Below are 12,814 nucleotides of genomic sequence, written 5' to 3' on the forward strand. Positions count from 1 at the left end.
ATGATTGATGAGCTCATCCGTCGCTCAATTCGAGAAATGGTCGGCGGTGGCGGTCCCCCCGTTGCATTTTTAGAGCCACCTGGCGATAGGGGCCTATTCGGTCCCGAATCAATAGCCTGGAAAGTCCACGCCGATTTTATTTCCATGATGATTGGTGGTATCAGCTCCCTGGTGCTTCAAGCCCTTCACCCCAAGGCACTTGCTGGAGTATGGGACCACTCTAGCTTCAGGGAAGATCTCAAAGGAAGATTAGGAAGAACGGCATTCTTCATTGCCGCAACTACCTATGGCTCTCAAGAAATGGCTGCTAATGCTATTAGTCGGGTTAATCAGATTCACCAGAAAGTCACTGGGTTTGATGAATTTAACGAACCTTATAGAGCCAATGACCCCAATTTGCTTGCATGGGTACACCTAACAGAAACTCGTAGCTTTATGCGTTCCTATGAGTCATACCGAAGCGAAGTTCTTCGAAGTCAACAGAAAGATCAGTATTTCGCAGAAATGAAAATACTCGGCGAAAAATTAGGTGCCACTCATTTACCTGATACCTACCTAGCTACAGAGCAAGCCATCAAACAATACATTCCCCAGCTTCACTATGGGGATAGGGCTAAAACCATCATCGCACTACTAGATCATTTTCCAAGCAATCTTAGTTCCAAGCCTTTTGTCAAAATGATTAGTCGCGCAGGCTTTCTGAATCTACCTGATTGGGTGTACCCCATCATTGGCCGCCCTATTCCTGGGCGAATTGAACGACTGGCAATGAGTTCGGCTATTCGGCTGATGGCAATTCCAGTTAGAGAGGCGCTGAAAGATGGTGTAGCTGCCCATTCCCTTCGCAGAGTGTACGGATCACCTAAATGAAAAGGCAATCATGATTACAAACTATCTTATTTCTGGCATGGTAGGAATCATGCTGTTTTTTACTGTTGTAGTGGCACCCACTGTTTTTAAGGTGCTCCCTGTTGAGTGGTCTAGTAAATATGTCAGGAACTTCTTCCCAAAATACTATGCCAGCTTAGGGCTCGTCACTTTGGTATGTATATTCACTGAACCGGATTTTACTCACAGACTTTACCTAATAGCATGTGCCGCGTTATTTGCTTTCACTCTATTTTTTCTAACAGGAAAAATCAATACTGCAAAAGATGAAGGCAAAAATAAGCAATTCCATCTATTGCACGGGCTAAGCGTTGCTATCAATCTCGCGCAGCTGTGTATTTTCATTTTTCTACTAGCCAAAACATAATGAAACCAATGAAAACACTCATTCTTATCAGCCTATTTGCGGGGATCACCGCAAGTGTCCATGCTCAAGAGTCAAATACAGAGAAGTTTGCTAAGAGCCACAAAGAGTCGTGTGCAAAACAGCAAGCTCAAATACATGCAAAGATGAAAGATATCTCGGCAGAGTCATTTAGCGAGTACTGCGATTGCACTACGCGCCAAGTCATTACCAATCTCAGTTCAGATCAAATAAAAGAGCTCAATCAAAGTGGGGGTCGCCCCAGTTGGTTAAGAGCAGCAGAACAATCAGCTAGTAAAGCGTGTATCAAAGAGGGTCCTGCGATTCGGACTTAGTTTTACTCAGACTCAGGTCTGGATCGCTGTTTTGGGTTTTGGCGGAGATGAGGGGTGGCGCGCTCATTTTCTCGCCATCCCAAACTTGACCACACCAACACTCACCAGCTTCATTAATGATGCAAACCCCTGAACCACAGCAACGTTTATCTGGCGCTTTCACAATCAACCCCTTAGTTCTAATCCATTCATAATGAAGTCTATTCTAGAGTTTTTATTCAAATCGCGTACACAGAACATCTAGATTTACTAAGCATGCAAAACGTTTTATTCGACCACCTTAATTCGTCTGATCCAATCTGCCTTTTGGAGAAGAATGGGCGAGCTGAATATTTCCATCATTTTTATGCTGCGGATGAATCCGATCATCTTTATACAAACTTGCTAAGCTCAGTTTCTTGGTCAGCAGATGAGATCAAGATGTTTGGAAAACTAATCACAACCACGCGAAAAGTGGCTTGGGTGGGCGATCCCGATTGCCGGTATACCTATTCAGGTATGCAGAAGGAACCACAGGGCTGGACAAAGGAATTGCTTCACATGAAGCATCAACTTGAACGCACGACCGGCCATACCTACAATTCTTGCTTACTCAATCTGTATCACAATGGTGATGAAGGTATGGGTTGGCATAGTGACGACGAGAAAGAGTTGGATGCTACAAGCCCTATTGCTTCAATTAGCTTGGGTGCACGGCGTAAATTTGCATTCCGCAACAAGCTAGATAAAAAAACGGTATCGGTATTTCTTGAGCATGGCAGTCTGCTCATCATGTATCCACCTATTCAAGAACATTGGCAACACAGTCTTCTCAAGACAAAGACTATTACTATCCCAAGAATCAATCTCACCTTTCGAAAAATAATTACAAGATTATGAATGGCAATCCAACAATCAAAAGGGTAGCAATTATTGGCGCAGGTATCGCGGGTCTCTCCTGTGCGCGTGAGCTTCAATCTCATGGATTATCTGCAGACGTATATGAAAAGAGTCGCGGACCCAGTGGGCGAATGAGCACACGTCGTACACCAGATTGGTCAGCAGGCCATGGTGCCCAGTACTTCACAGCCAGAGATCCCCGTTTTATTCAGGAGGTCCAACATTGGATCAAGACCGGCAGCGCTGCAATCTGGAAACCCAAACTCAAGGTCTACGAGGCTGGGGTATGGCGGGACAGTAACTCAGAAGAAATTCGCTATGTTGGCACCCCGAATATGAACTCACCAGGAAAGCATCTTGCCGAAGAGTTATCAATTCAATATGAAGCAACAATCTCTCAGATGCAGCGCAGATCTGGCAAGTGGCATCTTCAGTGCAATGAGATTGGCGATATCCCAACTCTGTATGATGTTGTCGTTTTAGCGATACCCGCCCCTCAGTCGAGCGTCTTAATTAAAGATCTTGACGACAGGGCCTCTAGGATCACTGCTACCGCCGAAATGAAGGCATGCTGGACCATGATGGCGCATCTCCCCCATCAACTTACAACAGACTTTGATGCTGCCTTTATCAACCAAGAAATCATAAGCTGGATTTGTCAGAATAGATCAAAGCCTATGCGTCAAAGTAATCTTTGGACCATTCATGGCAACCCTAGCTGGAGTCAAGAGAATGTTGAAATCAGCAAAGAAGATGCCCAAGACCAGATGCTTAAGTGCTTAACAAGTCTTGGGTTTAACTGTGAAGATGCAGAAATCAGCATGCACCGCTGGCGCTATGCGAGCGGTGGTCTACAAAATCCAATGAACTTCCTTTTGCTATCCGATATTGGCTTAGGACTTTGTGGGGATTGGCTCAATGGCGGCAGAGTGGAAGGCGCCTGGTTAAGCGGACTCGAACTGTCTATGGCGCTAAAACAGATGGTGGACTAAATTAACTCCAGCGCGCCATTGCAGCATCGTCTGTGACGCGAGCATCAACCCATTTACCACCTTCAGGGGTCTCTTCTTTTTTCCAAAATGGGGCTGCTGTTTTAAGGTAGTCCATGATGAACTCACAGGCAGCAAATGCCTCACCTCGGTGAGCGCTGGTGACTGCTACTAAAACAATCTGGTCTTCAGGAAACAATGGTCCTACTCGATGGATGACTAAGGTCTTATACAGATCCCAGCGGCCTCTAGCCTGCCGAATGATTTCCTCTAAGGATTTTTCTGTCATGCCAGGATAGTGCTCCAGCGTCATGCCTTTAACTTGACTGCCATCATTCATATCTCGGACGGTGCCAACAAAAGTGGCTATCGCGCCTACGCGAGGATCATTCTTGCGCAGCGCTTGAACTTCAGTAGTGAGGTCAAAGTCTTGCTCTTGAATGCGGATGAAATCGTTCTGCATCTTAACCACCAGTAACCGGAGGGAAGAAAGCTACTTCAGCACCCTCCACAAGCATAGTGGAATCACTCACCATCTCTTGATTTAAGGCGCAACGAATCACCTTGCTACTTGCCAGCACATCAGCCCAAGGGTTTCCTCGTTGAGCAAGATAAGCCCTTAAGTCAGCAATAGTTTTGACATCTGCTGGAGCAGTAATACTCTCGCTAGAAAGTCCAAGGCCTTCTCGCAGAGAGGCAAAGAATCGTAATTCGAGTTTCATACTGAGATCGTAATACGATTAAGCGAGGAGCGCGTTAAATGGAATGTACTTCACCATCTCGCCAGCCTTGAATGTTGTCCCAGGTGGGCAATCTACTAAACCATCACCCCATGAAGCGCTTGTGAGTACTCCAGAGCTTTGGTTAGGGAATAGATCTAAACCGCCCTGCGCATTGATTTTTACGCGCAGGAACTCATTGCGACGATCTCCTTTAAGCCAATCAAAGTCAGCTCGCATTGGGTAAGACTGTGGCATACCCGCATCTCGTCCTTGTAGCTTCAGAATAAACGGGCGTACAAATAGGAGGAATGTCACAAAACTAGATACTGGGTTTCCTGGCAGTCCAATAAACCAGGTTTCACCATCTCTGTTCTCGGTTGACTTGCGCACAGCACCAAAAGCCAAAGGCTTACCCGGCTTAATGCCAATCTGCCAAAGATCCAATCTACCTTCAGCAGTTACAGCTGGTTTGATGTGATCCTCTTCACCAACAGATACACCGCCAGAAGTAATAATCAAATCATGATCTTTACTAGCCTTGCGCAGGGTTTCTTTCGTAGCCTCAAGGCTGTCGGGAACAATTCCAAAGTCTGTGGCATCGCAGCCCAAGGATTTAATACATGCCAATAAAGTATCGCGATTGGAGTTATAGATACCGCCGGGTTTGAGCGGTTCACCGGGAAGAGAAAGCTCATCGCCCGTGAAAAATGCTGCCACCCTGACTTTACGCTTCACATTTAAATGCGTTAGGCCAGCAGACGCTGCGACACCTAATTCTTGCGGTCGCAGAAAGGTCCCTGCACATAAAGCTGTTTTGCCAGCAGTGAGGTCCTCACCTCTGCGACGGATCCATTGACCTGATGTTGGTGCAATATTGACCTGCACTTGATCAGTTGAACCCTCTGGAATAGCGCAGTCCTCCTGCATCACAACAGCATCAGCACCCGGAGGAACTGGGGCACCAGTAAAGATTCTGGCAGCAGTGCCTGGCTCTAGCTGCGTACCCATAGATCCCGCCGGGATGCGTTGGGCAATCTTGAGAGTGCTTCCAGGAATTTGAGTATCTGTACTACGCACTGCATAACCATCCATGGACGTGTTATCAAGTGGAGGCACATCGACGAGGCTATTTACATTTTCAGCAAGTACACGACCGAGAGCAGCTTGCATAGTGACTGTCTCACACTCACCTACAGCCTTTGCATTTGATAGCAGGTGGTCTAAAGCCTGCTGAGCAGTCAACATCGGAGGCTTAGTCATGGCACTTGATTTCTGAGTTAGTTAACGTGAGCAGTAATGAAGTTCTTCACTTGATTGACATCAGCATCGATATTTTCAACGCGCTGCGGCTTTGACTTGATATCTTTAAATGCCGGTGGGCATTCTGCAGGACGCCCCAATGCCACTTCAATCGTTTCTTCAAATTTAATAGGCAAAGCAGTCTCGAGAACAATCATCGGAATGCCTGCTTGCAAATGCTCGCGCGCCACCTTCACGCCATCAGCTGTATGCGTATCAATCATGACGCCATACTGTGAGTCAATATTGCGAATTGTCTCAAGGCGGTTCTCATGAGTGCTGCGACCAGATTGGAAACCATACTTAGCAATGTCTTTAAAGACAGCATCTTTAGAAATATCAAAGCCACCAGCTTCGTCCACTTGCTTAAACATGCCAGCGGTTACCTTGCCATCTTTGCCCATCAGATCAAATACAAAGCGCTCAAAGTTACTCGCTTTAGAAATATCCATAGATGGGCTTGAGGTATGCAAAGTCTCAGCAGACTTACGCGCACGATACACGCCAGTGCGAAAGAACTCATCGAGAACATCATTCTCATTCGTAGCAGCGATCAAATGGGCGATTGGCAAGCCCATCATGCGGGCAATGTGGCCAGCGCAGATATTGCCAAAGTTACCAGACGGCACAGTGAAAGATACTTTTTCGGAGCTTGATTTGGTTGCCAGTAAATAACCTTGAAAATAGTAAACAACCTGAGCAACTACTCGGCCCCAGTTAATGGAGTTCACAGTACCAATTTGGTGGCTTGCCTTATAGCTGTGATCATTACTCACTGCCTTCACAATATCTTGGCAATCATCGAATACACCGGCAACCGCCAAGTTAAAAATATTTGGATCTTGCAATGAATACATTTGTGCGGATTGGAAAGCGCTCATCTTGCCGCGTGGTGAAAGCATAAATACTTTCACACCTTCTTTGCCACGCATCGCGTATTCAGCCGCACTGCCGGTATCACCAGAAGTCGCGCCCAAAATATTGAGCTTCTGCCCTTTTTTCTTTAACGCGTATTCAAAGAGATTGCCGAGCAACTGCATCGCCATATCTTTGAATGCCAGTGTTGGCCCATTAGATAAACTCAGCAAACCAATGCGTGTGCCCTGCTCTTCACCCAGCCAATGTAATGGCGTGATGTCTTGAGCATTATCTTCAGTCCGGCCGTTGCAATAGACTTGCTCTGTGTAGGTCTTACGTAATAAAGCGCGTAAATCCGCCTCAGGAATGTCATCACAATACAAACTCAAGACTTCATAAGCGAGATCGGCATAAGACAATCCACGCCAAGAATCGAGCTGCTCTTTAGTGACTTGTGGATACTCAGTCGGCAGATACAAACCACCATCCGGCGCCAATCCACCAAGGAGGATTTCTAGAAAAGATTGTTGCGGGCTATTGCCACGAGTAGATTGGTAACGCATGTATTTATATTAGGACAGATTTTCTAAGCGGATCTTCACTACTTCGCCAGCAACAGTTTTTAGATTCTGGATTTCAGCAATCGCTGCTAGCATGTGCTTTTCTTTGGTTTCGTGAGTCAGAGCTACCAAATCAGTTTGGCTTTCACCCTCGTCCGCTTCTTTTTGCAAGAGCGCGTCAATCGAGATGCCATGAGCTGCCAAAATTTTTGTGATGTCAGCTAAAACGCCGGCCTGATCTGCTACACGCAAGCGTAAATAGTAGCTGGTGGTGATTTCACCCATAGGCAATACAGTAATGTCGCGCACTGCATCTGGTTGGAAAGCGAGGTATGGGACACGGTTCTCAGGGCTCGCACCTAATAATCGTGTGATATCTACTAAGTCGGCAATCACAGCGGAAGCAGTTGGCTCTGAACCCGCGCCTTTACCGTAGTACAGCGTGGTACCAACAGCATCGCCGAATACCTGAACGGCATTCATAGCACCTTCTACGTTAGCAATTAAACGCTTCGTTGGAATCAAAGTTGGGTGCACACGTAATTCGACACCACTAGATGTCTTCTTGGCGATACCAAGTAACTTGATGCGATAGCCCAACTGCTCAGCGTATTTAATATCGATGGCATCCAACTTGGTAATACCCTCAACATGCGCTTTTTCAAATTGCATTGGAATACCAAATGCAATGGCACTCATGATGGTTGCCTTGTGTGCAGCGTCTACACCTTCAATATCAAATGTCGGATCCGCTTCTGCGTAGCCTAAACGCTGCGCCTCTTTTAAGACGGTTGCAAAGTCTAAGCCTTTGTCACGCATCTCAGAAAGAATGAAATTGGTTGTGCCATTGATGATGCCAGCGATCCATTCGATACGGTTTGCAGTCAAACCTTCGCGCAAGGCCTTGATGATTGGAATACCACCCGCTACAGCCGCCTCAAATGCAACCATCACACCTTTTTCATGGGCAGCCTGAAAAATTTCATTGCCATGAACGGCGATCAATGCCTTATTAGCCGTCACTACATGCTTGCCTGCGGCGATTGCCTCTAGCACCAAATCTTTAGCAATACCGTAACCACCAATCAACTCAACAACGATATCAATCTCAGGATTATTAATGACTGCACGAGCATCACTCACTACTTGAGCGCGATCTTTTACCAATTCTTTGGCACGCTCTACATTGAGATCAGCAACTGTATTAATACGAATACCACGGCCAGCGCGACGGGTAATTTCATCTTGGTTACGCTCGAGAACAGTAAATACTCCACCACCCACAGTGCCAATACCTAATAGACCAACTTGAATCGGTTTCATGATGCCTTTGTTGCTGTTGAATTAGCCGCTTTGCGACTATGTTTTTGACGATAACGCTCAAGAAAACGTGCAAGGCGACCAATCGCCTCATTAAGCACATCCTCGTGAGGTAAGAACACTAAACGGAAATGATCTGGCTTGCCCCAGTTAAAACCAGAGCCTTGTACTAACAACACTTTTTCTTCTTTCAAAAGATCGGCAATAAATTGCTGATCATCCTCGATTGGATACATCTCAGGATCAAGCTTTGGAAATAAGTACAAAGCAGACTTTGGTTTCACGCATGTCACGCCCGGGATCGCAGTAATGAGCTTCCAAGCAAGCTCACGCTGCTTTGCTAAGCGACCACCTTCGTTGACCAAATCATTGATGCTTTGATAACCACCCAATGCCGTTTGAATTGCATACTGACCCGGTACGTTGGCACACAGGCGCATCGAGGACAACATATTGAGGCCCTCGATGTAATCCCGGATCATCTCTTTGTCACCAGAAACTATCATCCAGCCAGCTCGGTAGCCGCAAGAGCGGTAGTTCTTAGATAAACCATTGAAGGTAATGGTGACCACATCAGTAGATAAGGATGCCAAGGAGATATGCTTTTCTTGGTCATACAACATCTTGTCGTAAATCTCATCGGCGAACAGAATCAATCCATGCTCACGGGCGATGGAGGTTAACTCAGTCAATACTTCTTTTGAGTAGATGGCGCCAGTTGGATTGTTGGGATTAATCACCACAATCGCTTTAGTGCGCGGCGTGATCTTTTTACGCAAATCTGCCAAATCAGGAGCCCATTCTTTGGACTCATCACACAAGTAATGCACTGGGGTACCACCAGACAGACTCACAGCAGCTGTCCACAATGGATAGTCAGGGGCTGGTACCAACACTTCATCGCCATTATTAAGCAGTGCGTTCATTGCCAAGACGATTAATTCTGAAACGCCATTGCCGGTATAGATGTCATCCAAAGTAACCCCCTGGATGCCTTTTTCTTGGCAATACTGCATGATGGCCTTACGAGCCGCAAAAATTCCCTTGGAATCGGAGTACGCTGAGGCATTACCCAAATTACGGATCATGTCCAACTGAATCTCTTCTGGAGGATCAAAGCCAAAAACACCTACATTACCGATGTTTAATTTGATAATTTTGTGACCCTCCTCCTCCATGCGCTGAGCAAGCTCCAGCACGGGTCCACGAATGTCATAGCAGACGTGATTGAGTTTTTCGGACTTTAGGATCGGTTTCACAATAAATTAAAGGGTAAGTTCTTGAAAACTAGGAAAAAACAGCTAGCTATAATCCTCATAATTATGACAGAGAGTCCATGTGAAGCTTCAATCTGACCCCCATTCCGGAGCCAATACGATCACCGGTTACGGCGATGGCTACATCGAGATCAATAAGATCCCCTACAGTCACGCGGTTTTATTGAGCTCGGATGGTGAAATCCTTGAGTGGTCAGTGAGCTCCTTTGAGGAGCTAAGTCCTGCTGATTTCGCCAAAATGGCCTCTCTCAAGCCCGAATTAATCATTATTGGCACTGGCAAACGCCAGCGCTTCCCGAAGCCTGAGCTTTTAAAAACCCTCATAGAGGCTAAGCTTGGCTTTGAAGTAATGGATTCTCAAGCGGCTTGTCGAACTTACAACATTCTTGTTGGCGAAGGTCGCCAGGTGTTACTTGCCCTCATTGTGGAACCTATCTAATGCAGTTTGGCCAAGTGCGGCAATCCAGCACCCTAAACCCAGCATCTATTTTGATACTGGTTCTTGTGTATGCCTTGCTATGGTTTGGGACCTTGAACTACCGTCACCTCATTCCTTCTGACGAAGGGCGTTACGCCGAGATTGCTCGTGAGATGCTCGTCACTGGAGATTGGGTTACTCCTCGCTATAACGGCTACAAGTATTTTGAAAAACCCCCACTACAAATTTGGGCTACTGCTACCGCCTTTAATCTTTTTGGCATCGGTGATTGGCAGGCGCGCTTATGGACTGCGCTCACTGGTTTTCTAACAATTGTATTTATTGGATTTACTGGGGCAAAGATTTATAGCGCACGAGCAGGTTGGTTAGCTGCTATCGCTTTAGCATCGAGCCCAATGTGGGTGATTGGTGGCCACATCAACTCGCTGGACATGGGATTGTCAGCATTTTTAGTTGCTGCCCTCTGCAGTCTTTTATTGGCACAAACTTCTCATAACTCGAGTGACACCAGGAAATGGATGTGGGCTTGCTGGGCCTTCATGGCTCTAGCAACCCTATCGAAAGGCGTGATTGGACTAGCTATACCGGGAATGGTTTTTATTGTTTATTCCATTACTGCATGGGACTGGAAAATCTGGAAGCGTCTTCACATTATTAGCGGCACCATTTTATTTTTAGCAATTACTGCGCCCTGGTTTGTTCTGGTAGCGCAACGTAATCCAGAGTTTCTGGAGTTCTTCTTTATTCATGAGCACCTGCAACGTTTTACGCAAACAGCCCATAGCAGAACCGGCCCGATTTATTACTTCATTCCACTGCTACTACTAGGCTTTTTGCCATGGATTGCACAAACCCCTGGTGCTATTACTCAAGCTTGGCGAGAGCGTAATCGCGAGTTCTCCAGCGGCTGGTTACTGACCTGTTGGTTTGCCGTGATCATGGGCTTCTTTAGCGTCTCTCAATCGAAGTTACCTGGCTATATCATCCCAGTCTTTCCGGCACTCGCAATGCTTGTTGGGCATTGCTTAGATCGTAAATTAGACTCTAGCAATTCACTGGGATTGCCTTGGAAGTTACAAACGATCTTCTTTGCAATTTTGGGTGGGGTTGGATTTTTCTTTTTGGATCAGGTTGGAAAACAAGCCCGGCCTGATGAGATTGAATCCTATGCGCAATATGTCTATTGGATCATCGCAGCACTGATTGCATTAATTTCTTTTAGCCTCTTAGCATTTATTCAAAGCAAGCGCTATGGGTTAAAGAGCATCACGAGTTTTGCTGGTGGCTTTTTTCTCTGCGCAATCATCGCCGGTACGGGACATGAAACTCTCGGTCGCGCAGTCTCTGGCATTGACCTGGTGGAAAAGGTGAAGGCCGGCATTCCAGAGAAAGTGAACTTTTATTCCATAAGAATCCTAGACCATACGGTGCCTTTCTATTTAGGCAGAACCATGATCATGGTGGAGTCTCCGGATGAGTTGGAGTTTGGTGTGAAACAAGAACCCCAATTGTGGCTTCCCACCTTTGATGCCTTTATCGAGCGCTGGAAGGAAGATCAAACCGCGTATGCCTTAATGGTCCCCGAGCAATATATTGAGTTACAAAAATTAAATATCCCAATGCAAGAAGTGGGAAGAGATTCTCGGCGCGTCATTGTTAAACACCCAGAATCACTAAGTAACTCTGCACAATAAATTCTTAAGGCCACCATGTCAGCCAATTCAAACTCTCTGCCATTTATTCCGTTTACGCGCCCGCACTTTAATCAAGAAACAATTGATGCAGTTGCAGAGGTATTGCGCTCTGGTTGGGTAACCTCAGGACCGAAGTTGGCGGAATTTGAAGCCACCTTGGGCGAATACTTTGGCGGACGCCCAGTGCGGTGTTTTGCCAACGGCACTGCCACCATGAAAATCGCTCTGCAGGTTGCTGGTATTGGTCCAGGCGATGAAGTGATTACTACCCCGATTTCTTGGGTAGCCACCTCAAACGTCATTCTGAGCGTTGGTGCAAAACCTGTGTTTGTCGATATCGATCCCGTGAGCAGGAATATCGACTTAAATAAAGTGGCCGCAGCCATTACACCAAAGACGCGCGCCATCATGCCAGTGTATTTGGCTGGGCTTCCAGTCAATATGGATCAACTCTATGACTTGGCTAAGCAATATCAGCTACGTGTGATTGAAGATGCAGCGCAAGCATTTGGATCGCAGTGGAAGGGTCAAAAGATTGGCAGTATTGGTGATCTCGTGAGTTTTAGTTTTCAGGCAAATAAAAATTTATCCACTGTTGAGGGTGGCTGCCTTGTTCTTAATAATGCAGATGAAGCAAAGCTTGCTGAGAAGTTTCGTCTGCAAGGCCTTACCCGCCAAGGCATGGATGGTATGGACGTTGATGTCCTTGGTGGTAAGGATAATTTGACAGATGTAAATGCTGTGATTGGTTTACATCAACTCAAACAGTTACCGACATTTCAGGCACGTAGAAGTAATTTAGCAAGAATGTACTTCGATGCAATTCGCACTAAAATCAAGTCCGCCGGCTTAGATGATCTGAATCTAGAACTTCCTGTAGAAAACTTTAGCGATAGCAACTGGCATATGTTCCAGGTCGTACTGCCTCTCGAACAACTGAATGTGGATCGAGCGGAGGTAATGACTGAACTCAAAGATCTAGGTATTGGTACAGGCGTTCACTACCCCACCATTACTGGATTTACGCTTTACCAAAAGCTAGGCTACCAAGTTGATGCCACCCCTATTGCACAGCGTATTGGTCGATCGATCCTGACCCTTCCCCTCTTCCCAGGAATGGCCGATGAAGATATTGGCCGTATAGCTAGCGCTTTAGTGGGAATTTTGAAGAAACATCGCAAAAACTAATA

Annotated in this window: 14 protein-coding genes; 8 read left to right on the forward strand and 6 right to left on the reverse strand. The window is 46.2% G+C overall.

Annotation, left to right across the window (positions count from 1 at the left end):
- From GQ359_RS06995 to GQ359_RS07015, 5 genes are all read left to right on the forward strand, one after another.
- Complete coding sequence (locus GQ359_RS06995; RefSeq protein ID WP_215386237.1) at positions 1-870, forward strand: oxygenase MpaB family protein; 870 nt, start codon at positions 1-3, stop codon at positions 868-870.
- A 37-nt stretch (positions 871-907) separates the two neighbouring features.
- Positions 908-1,255 (forward strand): DUF4149 domain-containing protein, encoded by a 348-nt coding sequence (locus GQ359_RS07000; protein ID WP_256442542.1) that lies wholly within the window; start codon positions 908-910, stop codon positions 1,253-1,255.
- Between the two features lie 8 nt (positions 1,256-1,263).
- Entirely contained in the window at positions 1,264-1,587 is a 324-nt protein-coding gene (locus GQ359_RS07005; protein ID WP_215386241.1) for a hypothetical protein, read from the forward strand.
- 255 nt (positions 1,588-1,842) lie between these two features.
- Positions 1,843-2,466, forward strand: coding sequence for an alpha-ketoglutarate-dependent dioxygenase AlkB (locus GQ359_RS07010; protein WP_215386243.1), 624 nt, complete (start codon positions 1,843-1,845; stop codon positions 2,464-2,466).
- Positions 2,463-3,458, forward strand: coding sequence for an NAD(P)/FAD-dependent oxidoreductase (locus GQ359_RS07015; RefSeq protein ID WP_215386244.1), 996 nt, complete (start codon positions 2,463-2,465; stop codon positions 3,456-3,458). Before GQ359_RS07010 ends, GQ359_RS07015 begins: the two co-directional genes overlap by 4 nt.
- Before the next feature lies 1 nt (position 3,459).
- Here GQ359_RS07015 and moaE read toward each other — a convergent pair whose 3' ends face one another.
- Genes moaE through GQ359_RS07045 form a run of 6 tightly spaced genes read right to left on the reverse strand, consistent with a single transcriptional unit; the run spans position 3,460 to position 9,473 of the window.
- A complete protein-coding gene (gene moaE / locus GQ359_RS07020; protein ID WP_215386246.1) occupies positions 3,460-3,918 on the reverse strand; it encodes a molybdopterin synthase catalytic subunit MoaE in 459 nt (152 codons plus the stop codon).
- A 1-nt stretch (position 3,919) separates the two neighbouring features.
- The gene (moaD, locus tag GQ359_RS07025) at positions 3,920-4,177 is read right to left on the reverse strand and encodes a molybdopterin converting factor subunit 1 (protein WP_215386248.1); all 258 of its coding nucleotides are present in this window, start codon (positions 4,175-4,177) and stop codon (positions 3,920-3,922) included.
- A gap of 18 nt (positions 4,178-4,195) precedes the next feature.
- On the reverse strand, positions 4,196-5,437 hold the full coding sequence (gene glp / locus GQ359_RS07030; RefSeq protein ID WP_251367851.1) for a gephyrin-like molybdotransferase Glp: 1,242 nt from the start codon (positions 5,435-5,437) through the stop codon (positions 4,196-4,198).
- Between the two features lie 17 nt (positions 5,438-5,454).
- Entirely contained in the window at positions 5,455-6,897 is a 1,443-nt protein-coding gene (gene thrC / locus GQ359_RS07035; RefSeq protein WP_215386250.1) for a threonine synthase, read from the reverse strand.
- A 9-nt stretch (positions 6,898-6,906) separates the two neighbouring features.
- A complete protein-coding gene (locus GQ359_RS07040; RefSeq protein ID WP_215301440.1) occupies positions 6,907-8,217 on the reverse strand; it encodes a homoserine dehydrogenase in 1,311 nt (436 codons plus the stop codon).
- Entirely contained in the window at positions 8,214-9,473 is a 1,260-nt protein-coding gene (locus GQ359_RS07045; protein WP_215386252.1) for a pyridoxal phosphate-dependent aminotransferase, read from the reverse strand. Before GQ359_RS07045 ends, GQ359_RS07040 begins: the two co-directional genes overlap by 4 nt.
- A gap of 79 nt (positions 9,474-9,552) precedes the next feature.
- On the opposite strand from GQ359_RS07045, the gene GQ359_RS07050 reads away from it, so the two are divergent.
- From GQ359_RS07050 to GQ359_RS07060, 3 genes are read left to right on the forward strand one after another with little or no spacing between them, the layout of a single operon-like run.
- A complete protein-coding gene (locus GQ359_RS07050; RefSeq protein WP_215386254.1) occupies positions 9,553-9,930 on the forward strand; it encodes an Mth938-like domain-containing protein in 378 nt (125 codons plus the stop codon).
- Positions 9,930-11,624 (forward strand): glycosyltransferase family 39 protein, encoded by a 1,695-nt coding sequence (locus GQ359_RS07055; protein WP_215386256.1) that lies wholly within the window; start codon positions 9,930-9,932, stop codon positions 11,622-11,624. The genes GQ359_RS07050 and GQ359_RS07055 overlap by 1 nt, the downstream gene beginning before the upstream one ends.
- A 15-nt stretch (positions 11,625-11,639) precedes the next feature.
- The gene (locus tag GQ359_RS07060) at positions 11,640-12,812 is read left to right on the forward strand and encodes a DegT/DnrJ/EryC1/StrS aminotransferase family protein (RefSeq protein WP_215386258.1); all 1,173 of its coding nucleotides are present in this window, start codon (positions 11,640-11,642) and stop codon (positions 12,810-12,812) included.
- Positions 12,813-12,814 lie beyond the last annotated feature (2 nt).

Origin of the sequence: Polynucleobacter sp. AM-7D1 (assembly GCF_018688455.1) — a bacterium.
Taxonomy (GTDB): domain Bacteria; phylum Pseudomonadota; class Gammaproteobacteria; order Burkholderiales; family Burkholderiaceae; genus Polynucleobacter.

Excerpts from the sequence above, each read along its gene's own strand:
- moaD (WP_215386248.1), bottom strand. The coding sequence starts at position 4,177 with ATGAAACTCGAATTACGATTCTTTGCCTCTCTGCGAGAAGGCCTTGGA.
- GQ359_RS07010 (WP_215386243.1), top strand. The coding sequence starts at position 1,843 with ATGCAAAACGTTTTATTCGACCACCTTAATTCGTCTGATCCAATCTGC.
- GQ359_RS07060 (WP_215386258.1), top strand. The coding sequence starts at position 11,640 with ATGTCAGCCAATTCAAACTCTCTGCCATTTATTCCGTTTACGCGCCCG.
- thrC (WP_215386250.1), bottom strand. The coding sequence starts at position 6,897 with ATGCGTTACCAATCTACTCGTGGCAATAGCCCGCAACAATCTTTTCTA.
- GQ359_RS07040 (WP_215301440.1), bottom strand. The coding sequence starts at position 8,217 with ATGAAACCGATTCAAGTTGGTCTATTAGGTATTGGCACTGTGGGTGGT.
- GQ359_RS07015 (WP_215386244.1), top strand. The coding sequence starts at position 2,463 with ATGAATGGCAATCCAACAATCAAAAGGGTAGCAATTATTGGCGCAGGT.
- GQ359_RS07005 (WP_215386241.1), top strand. The coding sequence starts at position 1,264 with ATGAAAACACTCATTCTTATCAGCCTATTTGCGGGGATCACCGCAAGT.
- GQ359_RS07055 (WP_215386256.1), top strand. The coding sequence starts at position 9,930 with ATGCAGTTTGGCCAAGTGCGGCAATCCAGCACCCTAAACCCAGCATCT.
- GQ359_RS07000 (WP_256442542.1), top strand. The coding sequence starts at position 908 with ATGGTAGGAATCATGCTGTTTTTTACTGTTGTAGTGGCACCCACTGTT.
- GQ359_RS06995 (WP_215386237.1), top strand. The coding sequence starts at position 1 with ATGATTGATGAGCTCATCCGTCGCTCAATTCGAGAAATGGTCGGCGGT.
- moaE (WP_215386246.1), bottom strand. The coding sequence starts at position 3,918 with ATGCAGAACGATTTCATCCGCATTCAAGAGCAAGACTTTGACCTCACT.
- glp (WP_251367851.1), bottom strand. The coding sequence starts at position 5,437 with ATGACTAAGCCTCCGATGTTGACTGCTCAGCAGGCTTTAGACCACCTG.